This is a genomic window from Mesorhizobium sp. WSM3879 (assembly GCF_002294915.1).
In the GTDB taxonomy this organism is placed as follows: Bacteria; Pseudomonadota; Alphaproteobacteria; order Rhizobiales; family Rhizobiaceae; genus Mesorhizobium.
Window position 1 is genome coordinate 1 of the sequence record NZ_NSFZ01000007.1, and the last position, 14,654, is coordinate 14,654.

General features: G+C 65.3%; 16 protein-coding genes. 4 read left to right on the forward strand and 12 right to left on the reverse strand.

Annotation, left to right across the window (positions count from 1 at the left end; translation table 11 throughout):
* Positions 1–83: 83 nt before the first annotated feature.
* Positions 84–305: a 50S ribosomal protein L31 gene (rpmE, locus tag CK218_RS16865; protein ID WP_040974396.1), complete on the reverse strand. Its 222-nt coding sequence runs from the start codon at positions 303–305 to the stop codon at positions 84–86.
* 205 nt (positions 306–510) lie between these two features.
* On the opposite strand from rpmE, the gene CK218_RS16870 reads away from it, so the two are divergent.
* A complete protein-coding gene (locus tag CK218_RS16870; protein ID WP_095778197.1) occupies positions 511–2,313 on the forward strand; it encodes an ABC transporter transmembrane domain-containing protein in 1,803 nt (600 codons plus the stop codon).
* An 18-nt stretch (positions 2,314–2,331) separates the two neighbouring features.
* Here CK218_RS16870 and CK218_RS16875 read toward each other — a convergent pair whose 3' ends face one another.
* The gene (locus tag CK218_RS16875; protein WP_095828339.1) at positions 2,332–3,816 is read right to left on the reverse strand and encodes a carboxypeptidase M32; all 1,485 of its coding nucleotides are present in this window, start codon (positions 3,814–3,816) and stop codon (positions 2,332–2,334) included.
* 148 nt (positions 3,817–3,964) lie between these two features.
* Between CK218_RS16875 and CK218_RS16880 the strand changes: the two genes are divergently transcribed.
* Entirely contained in the window at positions 3,965–4,318 is a 354-nt protein-coding gene (locus tag CK218_RS16880; protein WP_095782580.1) for a DUF1304 domain-containing protein, read from the forward strand.
* An 88-nt stretch (positions 4,319–4,406) separates the two neighbouring features.
* Here the strand turns inward: CK218_RS16880 and CK218_RS16885 are convergent, their stop codons facing one another.
* The 8 genes from CK218_RS16885 to CK218_RS16920 all read right to left on the reverse strand — a co-directional run bounded on the left by CK218_RS16885 (position 4,407) and on the right by CK218_RS16920 (position 11,474).
* A complete protein-coding gene (locus CK218_RS16885) occupies positions 4,407–4,832 on the reverse strand; it encodes a hypothetical protein (protein WP_067001742.1) in 426 nt (141 codons plus the stop codon).
* Between the two features lie 248 nt (positions 4,833–5,080).
* The gene (locus CK218_RS16890; RefSeq protein WP_067319478.1) at positions 5,081–6,109 is read right to left on the reverse strand and encodes a peptidoglycan -binding protein; all 1,029 of its coding nucleotides are present in this window, start codon (positions 6,107–6,109) and stop codon (positions 5,081–5,083) included.
* 1 nt (position 6,110) lies between these two features.
* The gene (locus CK218_RS16895) at positions 6,111–7,130 is read right to left on the reverse strand and encodes a MotA/TolQ/ExbB proton channel family protein (protein ID WP_067001748.1); all 1,020 of its coding nucleotides are present in this window, start codon (positions 7,128–7,130) and stop codon (positions 6,111–6,113) included.
* A gap of 105 nt (positions 7,131–7,235) precedes the next feature.
* Complete coding sequence (locus CK218_RS16900; protein WP_179294528.1) at positions 7,236–7,928, reverse strand: hemolysin III family protein; 693 nt, start codon at positions 7,926–7,928, stop codon at positions 7,236–7,238.
* A 194-nt stretch (positions 7,929–8,122) separates the two neighbouring features.
* On the reverse strand, positions 8,123–8,923 hold the full coding sequence (locus tag CK218_RS16905) for an inositol monophosphatase family protein (RefSeq protein WP_095782578.1): 801 nt from the start codon (positions 8,921–8,923) through the stop codon (positions 8,123–8,125).
* 25 nt (positions 8,924–8,948) lie between these two features.
* Complete coding sequence (efp, locus tag CK218_RS16910; RefSeq protein WP_095828479.1) at positions 8,949–9,515, reverse strand: elongation factor P; 567 nt, start codon at positions 9,513–9,515, stop codon at positions 8,949–8,951.
* A gap of 134 nt (positions 9,516–9,649) precedes the next feature.
* Positions 9,650–10,642, reverse strand: coding sequence for a tetratricopeptide repeat protein (locus CK218_RS16915; protein ID WP_245425996.1), 993 nt, complete (start codon positions 10,640–10,642; stop codon positions 9,650–9,652).
* Between the two features lie 184 nt (positions 10,643–10,826).
* Complete coding sequence (locus CK218_RS16920; RefSeq protein WP_095828341.1) at positions 10,827–11,474, reverse strand: thiamine phosphate synthase; 648 nt, start codon at positions 11,472–11,474, stop codon at positions 10,827–10,829.
* Between the two features lie 226 nt (positions 11,475–11,700).
* On the opposite strand from CK218_RS16920, the gene CK218_RS16925 reads away from it, so the two are divergent.
* On the forward strand, positions 11,701–12,429 hold the full coding sequence (locus tag CK218_RS16925; protein WP_095828342.1) for a class I SAM-dependent methyltransferase: 729 nt from the start codon (positions 11,701–11,703) through the stop codon (positions 12,427–12,429).
* A 30-nt stretch (positions 12,430–12,459) separates the two neighbouring features.
* Here CK218_RS16925 and CK218_RS16930 read toward each other — a convergent pair whose 3' ends face one another.
* Positions 12,460–12,909, reverse strand: coding sequence for a GNAT family N-acetyltransferase (locus CK218_RS16930; RefSeq protein WP_095828343.1), 450 nt, complete (start codon positions 12,907–12,909; stop codon positions 12,460–12,462).
* 191 nt (positions 12,910–13,100) lie between these two features.
* Here CK218_RS16930 and CK218_RS16935 point away from each other — a divergent pair, with 191 nt between their 5' ends.
* Positions 13,101–13,871 (forward strand): sulfite exporter TauE/SafE family protein, encoded by a 771-nt coding sequence (locus CK218_RS16935; RefSeq protein WP_095828480.1) that lies wholly within the window; start codon positions 13,101–13,103, stop codon positions 13,869–13,871.
* A gap of 38 nt (positions 13,872–13,909) precedes the next feature.
* On the opposite strand, the gene CK218_RS16940 is transcribed toward CK218_RS16935, so the two are convergent.
* Entirely contained in the window at positions 13,910–14,461 is a 552-nt protein-coding gene (locus CK218_RS16940; RefSeq protein ID WP_095799969.1) for a DUF2269 family protein, read from the reverse strand.
* Positions 14,462–14,654 lie beyond the last annotated feature (193 nt).

Below are 14,654 nucleotides of genomic sequence, written 5' to 3' on the forward strand. Positions count from 1 at the left end.
CCTCCACAAGGAAGTGAATCACAAACCTTACATCAGCGGAATCCTTCGCGATTCAATCTGATGGTCCGACGCTCTAGAAAGGCTTAGAGGCCGAAACCTTCGAAACGCTTCTTGAACTTCGACAGGCGGCCGCCGCGGTCGAGCAGGGTCTGCTGGCCGCCGGTCCAGGCCGGGTGCGTGGTCGGGTCGATGTCGAGGTTCATCGTGTCGCCTTCCTTGCCCCAGGTCGAGCGGGTCAGGTATTCGGTGCCGTCGGTCATGACGACCTTGATGGTGTGGTAGTCGGGATGGATATCGGCCTTCATTGTCGTGTTCCTGGCTTGCCGGCGCTGGTGACGGGCCGATGGCCTGCGTCGATGCGCCCCTTTTTAAAACTCGAAGCCGCAGCTAATGAAAAGCCACGGCTTCTAAAACGGTCGGCGAGCCTATACATCAGCCGGAATTGAATCACAAGGCCGCGGCAGGCGCATATTGAAGCGCATGACGAACACGCGGCCAGAGGAAACGCTCATGGCGGATATCGGTGTCAGTGGTGACGAGCGCAGGCGCTCGGTCCGGCCGCTCAGGAACCTTTTTCCGTACGTCATGCGGTACCGCAAACTGGCGGTCGGAGCGATCATATCGCTGATCGTCGCGGCAGGGACGACGCTGGCCCTGCCGATGGCCGTGCGGCGCATGATCGATCACGGCTTCCAGGCGGCGGGCACTACCTTCATTGCCGAGTATTTCGCCGCGCTGGTGCTGATGGCGGCAGTGCTGGCGGCGGCGTCCGCCAGCCGCTACTACTTCGTCATCACGCTCGGCGAGCGGGTCGTCGCCGACATCCGCCGCGATGTCTTCTCCCATGTCACGACGCTCTCGCCGGCCTTTTTCGATCGCTCGCAGTCGGGCGAGATCGTGTCGCGGCTTGCCGCGGATACCACGCAGGTGAAGTCGGCGGTCGGCGCCACGGCATCGGTCGCGCTGCGCAATCTCATCCTCGGCGTCGGTGCCGTGGCGATGATGGTCTTCACCAGCCCGAAACTCTCCGGCCTGGTACTGGCCGCCATCCCGCTGATCGTGCTGCCGCTCGTCGCCTTCGGCCGTTCGGTGCGGCGCAAGTCGCGGCTGGCGCAGGATACGCTGGCGGAAGCCACTGCCTATGCCAGCGAGCAGATCGGCGCCGTGCGCACGCTGCAGGCCTTCACCAACGAGAAGCTGGTGACGGGGCGCTTCTCGGCCGCCGTCGAGGCCGCCTTCGAGGCGGCGCGCACGTCGGTCTTCGCCCGTTCCTTTCTCACCTTCTTCGCCATCTTCATGATCTTTTCATCGGTGGTGGCGGTGCTCTGGTTCGGCTCGCGCGACGTGCTTGCCGGCACGATGTCGGCCGGCACGCTCGGCCAGTTCCTGCTCTATTCGGTGTTCGCCGCCGGCGCGCTCGGCGCGCTGTCGGAAGTGTGGAGCGAGCTGTCGCAGGCGGCGGGCGCCGCCGAGCGTCTGACCGAGATCCTGGCCGAGAAGCCCGCCATTCAGGCGCCCGCCGATCCACAGCCGCTGCCGGCCAAGGCCAAGGGCGCGATCAGCTTTGACGATGTCTCCTTCTCCTATCCCGCGCGGCCGGACCGGGCCGCCGTGCATGGGCTAAGCTTCCAGGTGAAGCCCGGCGAGACGGTGGCGATCGTCGGTCCTTCGGGCGCGGGAAAAAGCACCGTCTTCTCGCTTATCCTGCGCTTCTACGATCCGGAGAGCGGCCGTGTCGTCATCGACGGCGTCGATCTGCGCCAGGCCGATCCGGCCGCAATCCGCCAGCGCATCGCCATCGTGGCGCAGGACGTCACCATCTTCGCGGCCAGTGCTGCCGACAATATCGGCTTCGGCCGGCCGGGCGCCAGCGATGCCGAGATCGAGGCGGCGGCAAAGGCGGCGCTTGCCGACGAATTCATCGGCAAGCTTGAAAAGGGCTATGACAGCCAGGTCGGCGAGCGCGGTGTGACGCTTTCGGGCGGCCAGCGCCAGCGCGTGGCGATCGCCCGCGCCATTCTGCGTGACGCACCGATCCTGCTGCTCGACGAGGCGACCTCGGCGCTCGACGCCGAAAGCGAAACGCTGGTGCAGACGGCGCTGGAGCGGCTGATGCGCGGCCGCACCACCATCGTGATCGCCCACCGGCTGGCGACGGTGCTCAAGGCCGACCGGATCCTAGTCATGGACGGCGGACGCATCGTCGAGGAAGGCACGCATCAGAGCCTTGTCGCCAAGGGCGGCACCTATGCGCGGCTCGCCAAGCTGCAGTTCGAGACCGGAGCGAGCGCCTTCAAGGGCGCGGCGGAGTAGCGCCGCCGGCAGGCGCTATCAGTCGCCGTAGCGCTTGCGCAGGTGCTCGGTGAAGTAAACGGCGTTGAGCTTCTCGCCGGTGGCGCGCTCGAGCAGGTCCGGCGTCGACCAGCGCGAGCCCTGCGACCAGATCTTGTCGCGTCGCCACTCATTGATGGCGCTGAAGTCGCCCTTGGCGAGATCTCCGTCGGCTGACGGATGCTCCCTGGTCAAGGCGGCCCACTGCTGTGCCGCCATCATGGCCCCCAAGGTGTAGGACGGGAAATAGCCGAAGGCGGCGCCCGGCCAGTGCACGTCCTGCATCGGCCCGTCGGCCGGGTTGTCGATGGTCGACAGGCCGAGATAGTCGCGCGTCTTGGCATCCCAGGCCTCGGGCAGGTCGGCCGCCTCCAGCCGTCCTGAGACGAGCTCTTGCTCGAGCTCGTAACGCAGGATGACATGCAGCGGATAGGTGACCTCGTCGGCGTCGACGCGGATAAAGCCGCGTTCCACATGATGGACATGCGGCAGGATGTCGTCGATCGACCAGGCTTCGCCGAGATGCTTCTCGACAACCGGCAGCGCCCAGCGCCAGAAGGCGGGGTTGCGGCCGATCTGCTTCTCAACGAACAGGCTCTGGCTCTCATGCACGGCCATGCCGCGCGCCTTGCCGAGCGGCCAGTGCGACCAGGCTTTCGGCAGATTCTGTTCGTAAAGCGCGTGACCGGTCTCGTGCAGCACTCCCATCAGCGCCGACAGGAAATCGGAAGTCTTGTAGCGGGTGGTGATGCGCACATCGGTCGGCACGCCGCCGCAGAAGGGATGGTGCGACACCGCAAGCGAGCCATGGGTGAGGTCGAAGCCGACCGCCGCCATCATGGCAAGACCAAGCTCGCGCTGCTTCTCGACGGCGTAGCTGCCGGAGAGCGGCTTGAGCGCGTGCTTCGCCAGCCGCGCATCCTGCATCGCCAGCGCATGCGGCAGGAAATCCTTGAGGAAAGCCTTCAGCTCGACAAACACCGGCGTGATGTCGGCGGCGCGGTTGCCCGGATCGTACTGCTCCATCAGCGAGTCATAGGGGGCGAGGCCGAGGGCCTCGGCGCGCAGCGCCGCTTCTTCCCGCACCAGCGCCACGACGCCTTCCAGCGCCGGCAGGAAGCCCGCCCAGTCATTCTTGGCGCGCAGGTCGCGCCAGAGCTGCTCGGAGCGCATGCGCGCCGTCGTCTGGCGCTCGACAAATTCGACCGGCAGGCAGGTGAGGTTGGTGTATTGCCGGCGCAGTTCCCTCACCGCAGCCTGCTGCTCGTCGTTCAGCGGTTCGGCTTCAGCGGCGGCGATCCAGTCGCCGATCTCCGGCGCGGTAGCCTGGGCGTGCAGCATGCCGGCCAGGGCCGACATCGCCTCGGCGCGCTTCTCGCCGCCGCCAACAGCCATGTGGGTCGCCTCATCGGCGCCGAGAATGGCCAGCGCATGTTCCAGCGCTTCGAGCCTATGGCCGAGTTGATCGAGTTTTTGGAAGGACATGGATGGTTTCCGGCTGCAAAGGGGTTGGCGCGAAAAGATACCAAGGCGCGCAGCTTGGCAACCCTGATCCGCCCGTTCCGGATCAGCCCATCTTGCCTTGCAACAGCGCTACGTGATCAAAGGTTGGGGCCAACGAGCGGAGGGGACAATGATCGGCAATATCCTGACCGGGCTGGTGGCGCTGATCCATTGCTACATCGTCTATCTGGAGATGGTCCTGTGGGACACGCCGCGCGGCCACAAGGCGTTCAACCTCAAGCCGGACTTCGCCAGCGCCTCGAAAGTGCTCGCCGCCAACCAGGGGCTCTATAACGGCTTTCTTGCGACAGGCCTGATCTGGGGGCTCTATCTCGGCACCGGCGGCTTCCAAATCAAGATGTTCTTCCTGCTTTGCGTTGCCGTCGCCGGCCTCTATGGCGGGGCGACCGTCGGCCGCAAGATCCTGGTCATCCAGACGCTGCCCGCGGTGCTTGCCATTATCGCGCTTTGGCTCGGCCGGTGACTGAAAAAAGGACGCCCTCGGGCCAGGTCCCTCGGGCGCCAGATCGTCCCTTCCTGGTCTCGAAACGGCAGTCGCGGACCGAAACCGCTCAGCCGTTCGGATAGTGACCGCCGTCGGCGCCGTCGCCCATCAGGAAGCCGCTGCCGGTATCGGTTCTCAGCTTTTGGTCGACATTGTCGAGACGGCGCAGCAGGTCGTGATATTGCGCAGCCGGAATCCTGCCGTGATCCGAAGCGGCTACGTGCTCGGCCACCTGGCTGATGTGCGCGGCGCGCATATGCAGTTGCTGCGCTTCCGAGGCCGAGATGTCGTTTGCTTGCCGCGCGTCGGCGATGCCCTGATCCACACCCTGGACCTGCTCGATCAGGCTGGTCACCCGCGGTCCGGTGAAGTCGGTTGGATCGGTTGCGTCGAGAGCGCCCTTGTGATGTCCGGCGGCGTAGGCGCCGGCGAGCGGGGCGGCGATCAGAACCGCGGCGAGAGTTGCAGTCTTGAGAGATGTTAAAGCGCGCATGACGGCGCGTCCTCCTGCTGGGGAAGGAGCGGCCATCCCGCTCCGCTTCCGAGCTAGTGGGCCGTCCGGTTCCGTCGCGTCGCGATGGGAGGCATCGCCGGCGGTTCCCGGCCCTGCGCAGCAAACTAGGGCCGCCAAGTCGCCGAGTGTAATTAAAAAAAGATAATGTTTTCAGGCCTTGCCGGAGAGCCTCTGCGCGCTAGAGTTGAGCCCGCGAACAAATTCGCGTGAGTTCGCGTGATGCCGGATCAACGTTCGGTGAGCTTCAGTTCAATTCGGCGATTCTTGCTGCGCGCCTCATCCGTGTCGGCCGGATCGAGCGGCTGGAATTCGCCGAAGCCGGCGGCTACCAGCCGGTTCGCCGGCACGCCGTTCTCGATCAGGAACTTCACCACCGAGGTCGCACGGGCCGTCGACAGTTCCCAGTTGTCGCGATAGCGGCCGGTGCCGGACAAGGGCTTGTTGTCGGTGTGGCCGTCGACGCGCAGCACCCAGCTGATCTCGGGCGGGATTTCCCTCTGCAGCTCGATGACGGCATCGGCGAGCTTCTTCATCTCGACCTTGCCGGCATCGTTGATCTCGTCGGAGCCGGTCGGGAACAGCACTTCCGACTGGAAGACGAAGCGGTCGCCGACGATGCGGATGTTCTCGCGGTCGGCGAGGATCTCGCGCAGCCGGCCGAAGAAATCGGAACGGTAGCGGTTGAGTTCCTGGACGCGCTGCGCCAGCGCCACGTTCAGGCGGCGACCGAGATCGGCAATCTTGGTGTTGGACTCGCGGTCGCGCTGCTCGGACACGTTGAGCGCGTCCTCGAGCGCCGCGATCTGCTTGCGCAGTGCCGCGATCTGCTGGTTGAGGATCTCGACCTGGCTCAGCGCTTGCTGGCTGATCTGGCGCTGGTTGCTGAGTTCGCCGGACAGCGCGTCCGCCCGCTTGTTGGCCGCGTCGCCGGCGCCGGCACCCTGTTCCAGCAATTGCTGAAGGCGGCTCTTTTCCGCCTCCGCCGCCGACAGCGAGGCCTGCAGATTGGCGAGCGTATCTTCCTTGTCCTGGCTGTTCGAGCGCTCCAGCGCCAGCAACTGCGTCAGCTCGTTGATCTGCGAGTTGAGGCGGCTGAGCACCGTGTCCTTGCCGGAGATTTCGCGGCTGAGCAGGAATTGCGCCAGCACGAAGACCGTCAGCAGGAACATGATGGCGAGCAGAAGCGTCGACAGCGCGTCGACGAAGCCGGGCCAGTAGTCGATGCGGCGATCGGCGCGCCTCCTTGCCAGCGCCACGTCAGTGCACTCCGGTCTTCTTCAGGGCGTCAGCGATCTTTTCCAGCGTGTTGCGCATCGCCTTCTGTTCGTCCGACTGCGCCTCGACCCAGTCGCGCATGATCTGCTGCTCCGAGCGCATGTTCTTGACCAGCCCGGAAATGCCGTCCGCCAGGTTGGCCATGGCGGTGGCGACGCGCGGGTTGGAGCCGCCGCCGTTCTCCTGCAGGCTGCGCAGCCGTTCCGACAGCAGGCGGATCTCCTCCGACGGCTCGGCGCGCGCCGATTCCGACACGACGATATCGGACGAGAGATCGGTGACCGAGGACAGCCAGTTCTCGAGCTCGGTGTAGAAGCGGGTCTGGGCGCGGCCGGCCTGCAGGTCGAGGAAGCCGAGCACCAGCGAGCCGGAGAGGCCGAACAGCGAGGACGAGAAGGCCGTGCCCATGCCGGCGAGCGGCGCCGACAGGCCCTGCTTCAGCGCGTCAAGCACGGCGGCGGCATCGCCGCTGCCGGGGTCGAGCGCCTCGATCGTCTCGCGGATGGAGGCGATGGTGTTGAGCAGGCCCCAGAAGGTGCCGAGCAGGCCAAGAAACACCAGCAGTCCGACAAGATAGCGCGAGGTGTCGCGGCTTTCATCGAGGCGCGTGGCGATGGAATCGAGCATGGTGCGCATCGAAGAGGTCGAGAAGGCGATCGTCGACGAGCGGCCGATCATCGCCTTCATCGGCGCCAGGAGCACCGGCTCGGTGGTCTCGGAGCCGGCACGGAAGGAGTTGACCCAGCGCACCTCTCTGAACAGCCGGCCGACCTGGGCGAAGGCGAGCAGGATGCCGACGGCGAGCACGCCGATGATCAGCCCGTTGAGGCCGGGGTTGCTGGAGAAGGCGGTGGAGATCTGGCGGGTGAGGATGGCGGCGATGAAGGCGACGATGACCAGGAAGATCACCATCGTGAGCAGGAAGACCTGCGGGCTCGACAGCTTGTGCGGATCGTAGACCAGGACATCCGAGCGCCTGCCGAAGGATCTGAGAAAAGCCATCCGTGCCCCGTTTCCGATGCCACCCGCCGCAGAATTGCCGCGACTCTAAACGGAATTGTGACCAAATTGAATGGTGCTTGACAATATCGCCCCGCGCGGGTCGTTTCAAAAACGGCTGATGACCAGACAGTCGACCATGGCGGCCAGGTGCAGCCCGGCGCCGGTGACGACGAAGCCATGCCAGACGGCATTGTGGAAACGCAGGCCTTTCCAGGCAAAGAAGATGACGCCCAATGAATAGACGATGCCGCCCGCGACCAGCAGCATGACGGAGGCTGGCGGCAGAGTCGCGACCAGCGGTCCGGCGAGCACGACGCCGCTCCAGCCGATGGCGAGATAGAAGAGGATCGCCAGCCGGTCGTAGCGTCCAGGCAGGAACATCTTGATGGCGATGCCCAGTGCCGCCGCGCTCCACACGATAACGATCATCGGCACGGCAAGCGCGGACGTTTGGAGCTGGGCCAGGAAAGGCGTGTAGGTGGCGGCGATCAGCAGATAGATCGCGGCATGGTCGAAGCGGCGCAGGATCCACTTCGCCGGCCACGATATCGGCCACAAATTATAGGCCAGCGATACCGACAGCACGGTGAGCAGCGACACAACGTAGAAGACGGCGGCGACATACTCACCCGGGCCGGAATGGAAGGCGGCTAAAGCCAGGAAGGCAGAGCCGGCGGCGATCGCCAGCACGATGCCCACAGCATGGACGATGCCATCGGCGATCATCTCGGCGCGCGAATAGTGCCAGCGGCCGACAAAGGGGATTTCGATCGTTGCATTTGCGCGAGCGTCGTTCATGAATGATCCTGCAACCATAATCTGGGCAGTCGCGGATCAGTATTTCAAGCTTCGGTTGCGGTTTTGCGACGAGCGCGCCGCGCGTCCTTTCGACGCGCAAAGGAGGCTGCAGCCCTTTGATTTGCGCTTATCTGTTCCGAAACGGAGATCAGCGAAATCGATTCCCGATTTCGGGGTGATGCGATAGGCGCGCTTCAGCGCGCAGCCAGGGGCTTCTTTACCGTCCTCAAGAGCGCACGTTGGATAAGCTCGTTGCCGGCGACGATGGAGCCGGCCTCCAGCATGTCCTGCCCGCCATCCATATCCGAAACGAAGCCGCCCGCTTCACGGATGAGCAGGGCGCCGGCGGCGATGTCCCAGGCCGAAAGGCCGGTTTCCCAAAACCCGTCCATGCGGCCGGCCGCGACATAGGCGAGATCGAGCGAGGCTGAGCCAAGGCGGCGGACGCCGGAGACCTCGGCCATGACATTGCGCAACTCGATCAGGAAATTGCCGTGCTGGCCGCGCCCAAGATGCGGCACGCCGCAGCCGATCACGGCATCGGTGAGCTTGGCGCGTCCGGCGACGCGCAGCCGGCGGTCGTTCATGAAGGCGCCGCCGCCGCGCTCGGTGGTATAGAGCTCGTCCATGGCCGGATTGTAGACGACACCGGCGACGATCTGGCCCTGGCGCTCGAGCGCGATCGAGACCGCGAAGAGCGGGATGCCGTGGAGGAAGTTGGTGGTGCCGTCGAGCGGGTCGACGATCCAGCGATGCTGGCCGTCCTCGCCGTCGACGGCGCCGCGCTCCTCCATCAGGAAGGCGTAGCCCGGCCGCGCCTTCGACAGTTCGGTAAAGACGATCTCTTCGGCCTTGCGGTCGGCCTGGCTGACATAGTCGCCAGGCCCCTTCATCGAGACCTGCAGGTTCTGCACCTCGCCGAAATCGCGCGACAGCGACCGGCCGGCCTTCATCGCGGCCTGGACCATGACATTGAGGAGAGCGGAACGCGCCATTCTTCTTCTTCCTGTGTTGGCCGTTTTATTCTGCGCGACGCACGTAAGTGATCTCGTTGGTGTCGACGATGATGCGCTCGCCGGCCGAGATGAAGGGCGGCACCAGGACGCGGACACCGTTTTCCAGCACTGCAGGCTTGTAAGAAGACGCCGCCGTCTGGCCCTTCACCACGGGGTCGGCCTCGATGATGGTCAGCGTCACCTGGTCGGGCAGCGAGATGCCGATCGGCCGCTCCTCGTAGAGCTGGACCGTGACCATCATGCCGTCCTGCAGGAAGGCGGCGCGCTCGCCGACGAAATCCTTGTTCAGTTCGAGCTGCTCGTAGCTTTCGGTGTCCATGAAAACCAGCGCGTCGCCCTGCTCGTAAAGGAAGGAGAAATCCTTCATCTCCAGCCGGATCTGCTCGACGGTCTCGGCCGAGCGGAAGCGCTCGTTGAGCTTGGTGCCGTTGATCAGGTTCTTCAGCTCGACCTGGTTGTAGGCGCCGCCCTTGCCGGGCTTCACGGTGTTGGTCTTGACCGCGACCCAGAGGCCGCCGTCATGCTCGATGACATAGCCGGGACGGATTTCGCTGCCACTGATCTTGGCCATGTTGAACTGATCCGGAATGAGATTTTTGGCGCGGAGCGCGCTTTGGCGCCTCCAAGACCACAAATCGCATTGAGTGGCAAGGGAGGGCGTCGCGAACGCTCATGGAGATGGCCGCTGCCGTGAGCCGTCTTTTTTCAGGGCAGCCGGTTCGCCCTCTGCAGCGCCTGCTTGGTCTGACCGTCGTCGAGGCCCTGCAGGAAATCGTCCATCTGCGGGTCGATCAGGCCGGCGCGCCGGGCGACGATATACCAGGCTCCGGCCAGGATCAGATCGGGGTCGGTACCGATGCCGCCCATATAGAGTTTGGCGAGGCGGTTCTGGGCGGCGACATTGCCGCCTTCGGCCGCGCGCCTCATCCAGGCAAAGCCCGATTTCAGGTCGCGATCGCCGCCGCGCCCCTCGATCATCCATGCGGCGAGGTCAAGTTGCGCGGTGTCGTAGTTCTGCCGGGCGGCCTGCGCCAGCAGGGTGCGTGCCTTGGCGTCGTCGCGCGGTTTGCCGCCGGCGCCGTTGGCGTAGATTTGCGCCATCGCATATTCGGCGTCGGCAAGGCCGGTACTGGCGGCGCGCTCATAATACACAGCCGCCTTGGCGATGCCGGCATCGCCCGGATCCTGCTGGACGAGCAATTGGGCGAAGTTGAACTGGGCCAGGCGGTTGCCCGCCTCGGCGGCGGCCTGCATCAGCGCATAGGCTTCCTTGGCGTCCTTCTTCACATAGCGTCCGTCGAGCAGCATCAGCGCATATTGGAACTGCGCTTCCGGCACGCCCTGCTCGGCGGCGAGCCCATACCATTTCGCGGCCTCTGCCGCGTTGAGCGGCACGCCCAGCCCACGCGACAGGATCTCGGCGACCAGTGTCTGCGCCGCGGGGTCGCCGTTCTTGGCCCGCACCATGGCAAGGTTGTAGGCGGTCTTGTAGAGGCCGCGCTGGAAGGCGCCGTAGGCAGCGTCCGGGAGCTTGGCGCCGAAGCGATCGGGATTGATGGTGTCGGCCGATGGCGGTTGAAGCGTTGCCGGCTGTGGCAGCGGTGTTTCGATCGGCTTATCGGCGTGGGCCGCGCCAGTATTCGGGGCGGCAGCATTCGGGTCGCCAGTATTCGGGGCGCTGGTATTTGGGGCGCTTATATTCGGAATGCTTGTATTCGGGGCGCCGGTAGCAGGGGCGCTTGTATCCGGCGCGCTCGTGTCGGGTGTGGTCGTGTCCGGTCTGGGCTGCGGCACCGGCGGGGTCTCGGCGGCCAGCGCAGCGGGCGCCTGGATCGTCAAGGCAGCGGCCAACGCCGCGAAGGAAAGCCGGGGCCAGCGCACGTCAGTCCTCGAAGCGCGGCGCGGTTTGGTCGAGCAGCGCGTTGGCGGCGGCGACCGCCGCGCGCGGATCGAGTCCGTCGGCGAAGACGGCGCTGGAGAGCGCCACGAACTCGGCGCCGGTGGCCGCTACCGTTTGCACCGACGCAAGCTCGGAGCCGGCCATCACGATGCAAGGAATCTGGATCATCTGCGCCCACCATTCACCGAGAGCGAGATTGCGGTGGTGCGGCTCGGGCTTGTTGTCATAGCCGAAGCGGCCGAAGAACATGTAGTCGGGCCGCTCCTCGCCGAGCTCCAGCGCCTTGTCGCGGGTCTTGGCGCCGCTCGCCCCGACCATCATCCTGTCGGCCAAGCGCTCGATCGTCTCGGCCAGTTCCTGGCGGTTTGCCTCGACATGGATGCCGTCGGCATGGACGCGGCCGGCGATGCGGCTGTCGCCGGCGATGATGACGGCGACGCCGGCGGCCTGCGCGATCGGCACGATCTTCTCGGCGAAGGCCTGGAAGGCGGCGTCATCCATGCCGTTTTCGGGCAGGATCAGCGAGGCGACGTCGCCGCCGTCGAAGGCGGTGCAGATGTGCTCGGGAGTCACAAGCGGCGGCGCGATCAGCACGATTCGGCAGCGATTGGGCGGGGTTGCTTCATTCATCGGTCTTCGATCCCGGTTTTCGCCTATGCCGGGCGAACATGGTGGCATTGCGGCATAGAGCAAAGCGTCCGGCTTGAACAGGAGGCGGGCGAAGATCGCCGCTGAAAAGCGTCACGGCAGCAGCGGCTTGCGCCAATCTTCAAGGACTGACAGACGGCCTGTTGAAGCTCCTGATGGACGCTAACGAAACGACCGCTAAGTTAGCAAGCGAAAGCACGGGAAGAGCATGGCGCAAAATATCTACGACAAGGCCGATTTCTTCGAGGGCTACAGCCGTCTGCATCGTTCGGTGGAAGGGTTGGACGGCGCGCCCGAGTGGCCGGTTCTGCGCGCCATGCTGCCGAAGGTGGGTGGTCTAAGCATCGTCGATCTCGGTTGCGGCTTCGGCTGGTTCTGCCGCTGGGCGCGGGCGCACGGAGCCAAGGAGGTTCTGGGCCTCGACCTGTCGGAAAGGATGCTCGCCCGAGCACGCGCCGCCGGCTCCGACGAAGCCACAGCCTATGAGCGGGTCGACCTCGACGAGCTCAGCCTGCCGAAGGCGCGCTTCGACCTCGCCTATAGCTCGCTTGCCCTGCATTATGTCAGCGATGCCGCGCGGCTGTTCGCGACGGTTTACCAGGCCCTGGTCCCCGGCGGATTCTTCGTCTTCTCGACGGAGCATCCGATCTTCATGGCTCCAAGCAATCCGGGCTGGTCCGTGGACGCCGCAGGAAGGAACGTCTGGCCCGTCGATCAGTATCTGGTGGAAGGGCCGCGCACGACCGACTGGTTCTCCGAGGGCGTGGTGAAGTACCACCGCACACTCGGCACCACGCTCAACAACCTGATCCAGGCCGGGTTCACCATCGGCCGCGTGGAGGAATTCTGTCCAACTGAAGGGCAGATCGCCGCCAGGCCTGAACTGGCCAAAGAGGTCGAGCGGCCGATGTTTCTTCTGGTTCAGGCGCGGCGATGAGAGGTCGGCGGCATCGCCGGCGCGGGTGCGTCAAAGATCCAGCTTGTAGCCGATGTGGTTCGCCTTGAAGCCGAGCCGTTCGTAGAAGCGGTGCGCGTCGAGCCGGCTCTTGTTGGTCGTCAGTTGCACCACCCTGCAGCCGCGCTCGCGGCATCTTTCGATGGCCCATTCCAGCAGGCACTGCCCTCCGCGCCGGCTCGCCGCGACGCGCACCGCCTCGATCTGGCCGCGCCAGGCGCCCTGCAACGACAGGCCCGGGATAAAACTGATCTGCAAGGTGCCGATGACTTCGGCGCCGTCCGTCATCACCGCCAGGAAATGGTTCGGGTTGCCGTCTATGGTCGCGAAGGCGTCCTGACAGGCTTGCACCAAAGGCACGCTTGCATTCTCGCGGGCGCGGCCAAGCGCGTCATCTGCAAGCATCGCGACGATCGCCGCAAGATCGGCTTTGTCCGCGCGGCGGATCAGGACTTCGCTCATCGTCAAACCTCATGCTGGGCGGGTGACCTTATGCATGGCCCGCCGCCAGCCGCAAACTCGGCAGGCCGGATTACGGACAGTTGATCGCGCCGACCGGCTGGCGGGGCGCTTCGGCTATCGCGGTCTTTCGCTTTGTGGTCTATTGCAAGTCTCCCGCCATCCTCCAGCCGTTTCTTGTCGCCGTATCTCCCATGTCAGGCCTGCTCAGCGATCCCTGGTTCTATGCCGCCACCATTCCGGCGGTCATCCTCGTCGGCCTGTCGAAGGGCGGCTTCGGCGGCGCCGTAGGCTTCGTCGGCGTGCCGCTGATGGCGCTGGCCATCCCGCCGGTGCAGGCGGCGGCCATCCTGCTGCCGATCCTTTGCCTGATGGACATCGTTTCGGTGTGGACATGGTGGGGCGTCTATGATCGCAAGATGCTGGTCGACATGATGCCCGGCGCCGTCATCGGCATCGGCCTCGGCTGGCTGACGGCGGCCCTGGTGACGGAGGAAATGGTGCGGCTGATCGTCGGCGCGGTCGCGCTGGTCTTCGTCCTGCGCTGGATCTATCTGCAGTTTCGCCACGGCGCCGACCACGAGGTGGAGCCGAACCGCATCGCTGCGGCGTTCTGGGGCATCGTTGCGGGCTTCACCAGCTTCGTCGCCCACGTCGGCGGCCCGCCCTTCCAGGTCTACGCGCTGCCGATCCGGCTCGACCCGAAGGTGCTGTCAGGGACGGCGGCGATCTTCTTCGCCGCTACCAACGCGCTGAAGCTCATACCCTATTTCGCGCTTGGCCAGTTCGACAGCACCAATCTCACCGCATCGTTTGCGCTGATGCCGCTGGCGCCGCTTTCCACCATCGCCGGCGCCTGGCTGGTGCGCCGCATGCGGCCGGAGGTGTTTTACCCGTTCACATACGCGACGGTGGCGGTGGTGGCGCTCAAGCTGCTCTGGGACGGTATTGCCGGCCTGATGTAACGGGCAGGGCGGCGCACCGGCCGCCCGCCACAGAAGGATCAAGCGGCGCTCGGCACCAGCTGGCGGCCGCCGCCAAGCGCAAGCGCTGCGCCGGACGCGATCACCAGCACCATGCCGGCGAGGATGCCGATGTCGTGAAGCGTAGGCTTCAGCACCATGTCGGCGATGATCACCAGCATCACCGCGTAGTCGAAACGCGCCCAGCGCATCATGCGCTGGCCGATGGCGAGAACCGCCGGCGTCACGCCTTCCTTGGCGACCATGGCCCCCATCCGCTCGCCGGTCGGCTTGAAAACGAGCATGCCGATCGAGAAGGTCGTGGCGTAGCCGACTAGGCCGATGATGATCCACAGGTCGGAAAAGCCGACCCAGAAGCCGCACATGATCAGGCCGAAAATCAGGGTGAGCATCGACATCGGCGCGAAGAAGCGGCCGCCGAGCTCGCCGCTCGCCCGCATCGCTTGCAGCTTGTCCTGGATGTTGCCGGCGCGCTCGGCGAGCACGCCGAGCAGGAACAGGACGAAGCCGCCGCCGACCCACAGGATGGCCGAGACGACGTGAAGGAATTTGACGATCGAATACCAGTCCATGGTGTGCTCCTGCATTCTTGATTGGTGGCGGCGTCGACTGCGCCAGCCATTGAGAGGAGCGGGCGTTTAGCGCGGAGCGTGTTTCAAAACGATGTCGCGGCGGCGGGACCGATGTTTCGGCGCCGCCATGTGCATCCAGGGCTTGATGGCGCGGGAGGGAGCCGAGCCGTCCCGTTCCGGCACAGGAAAAGTC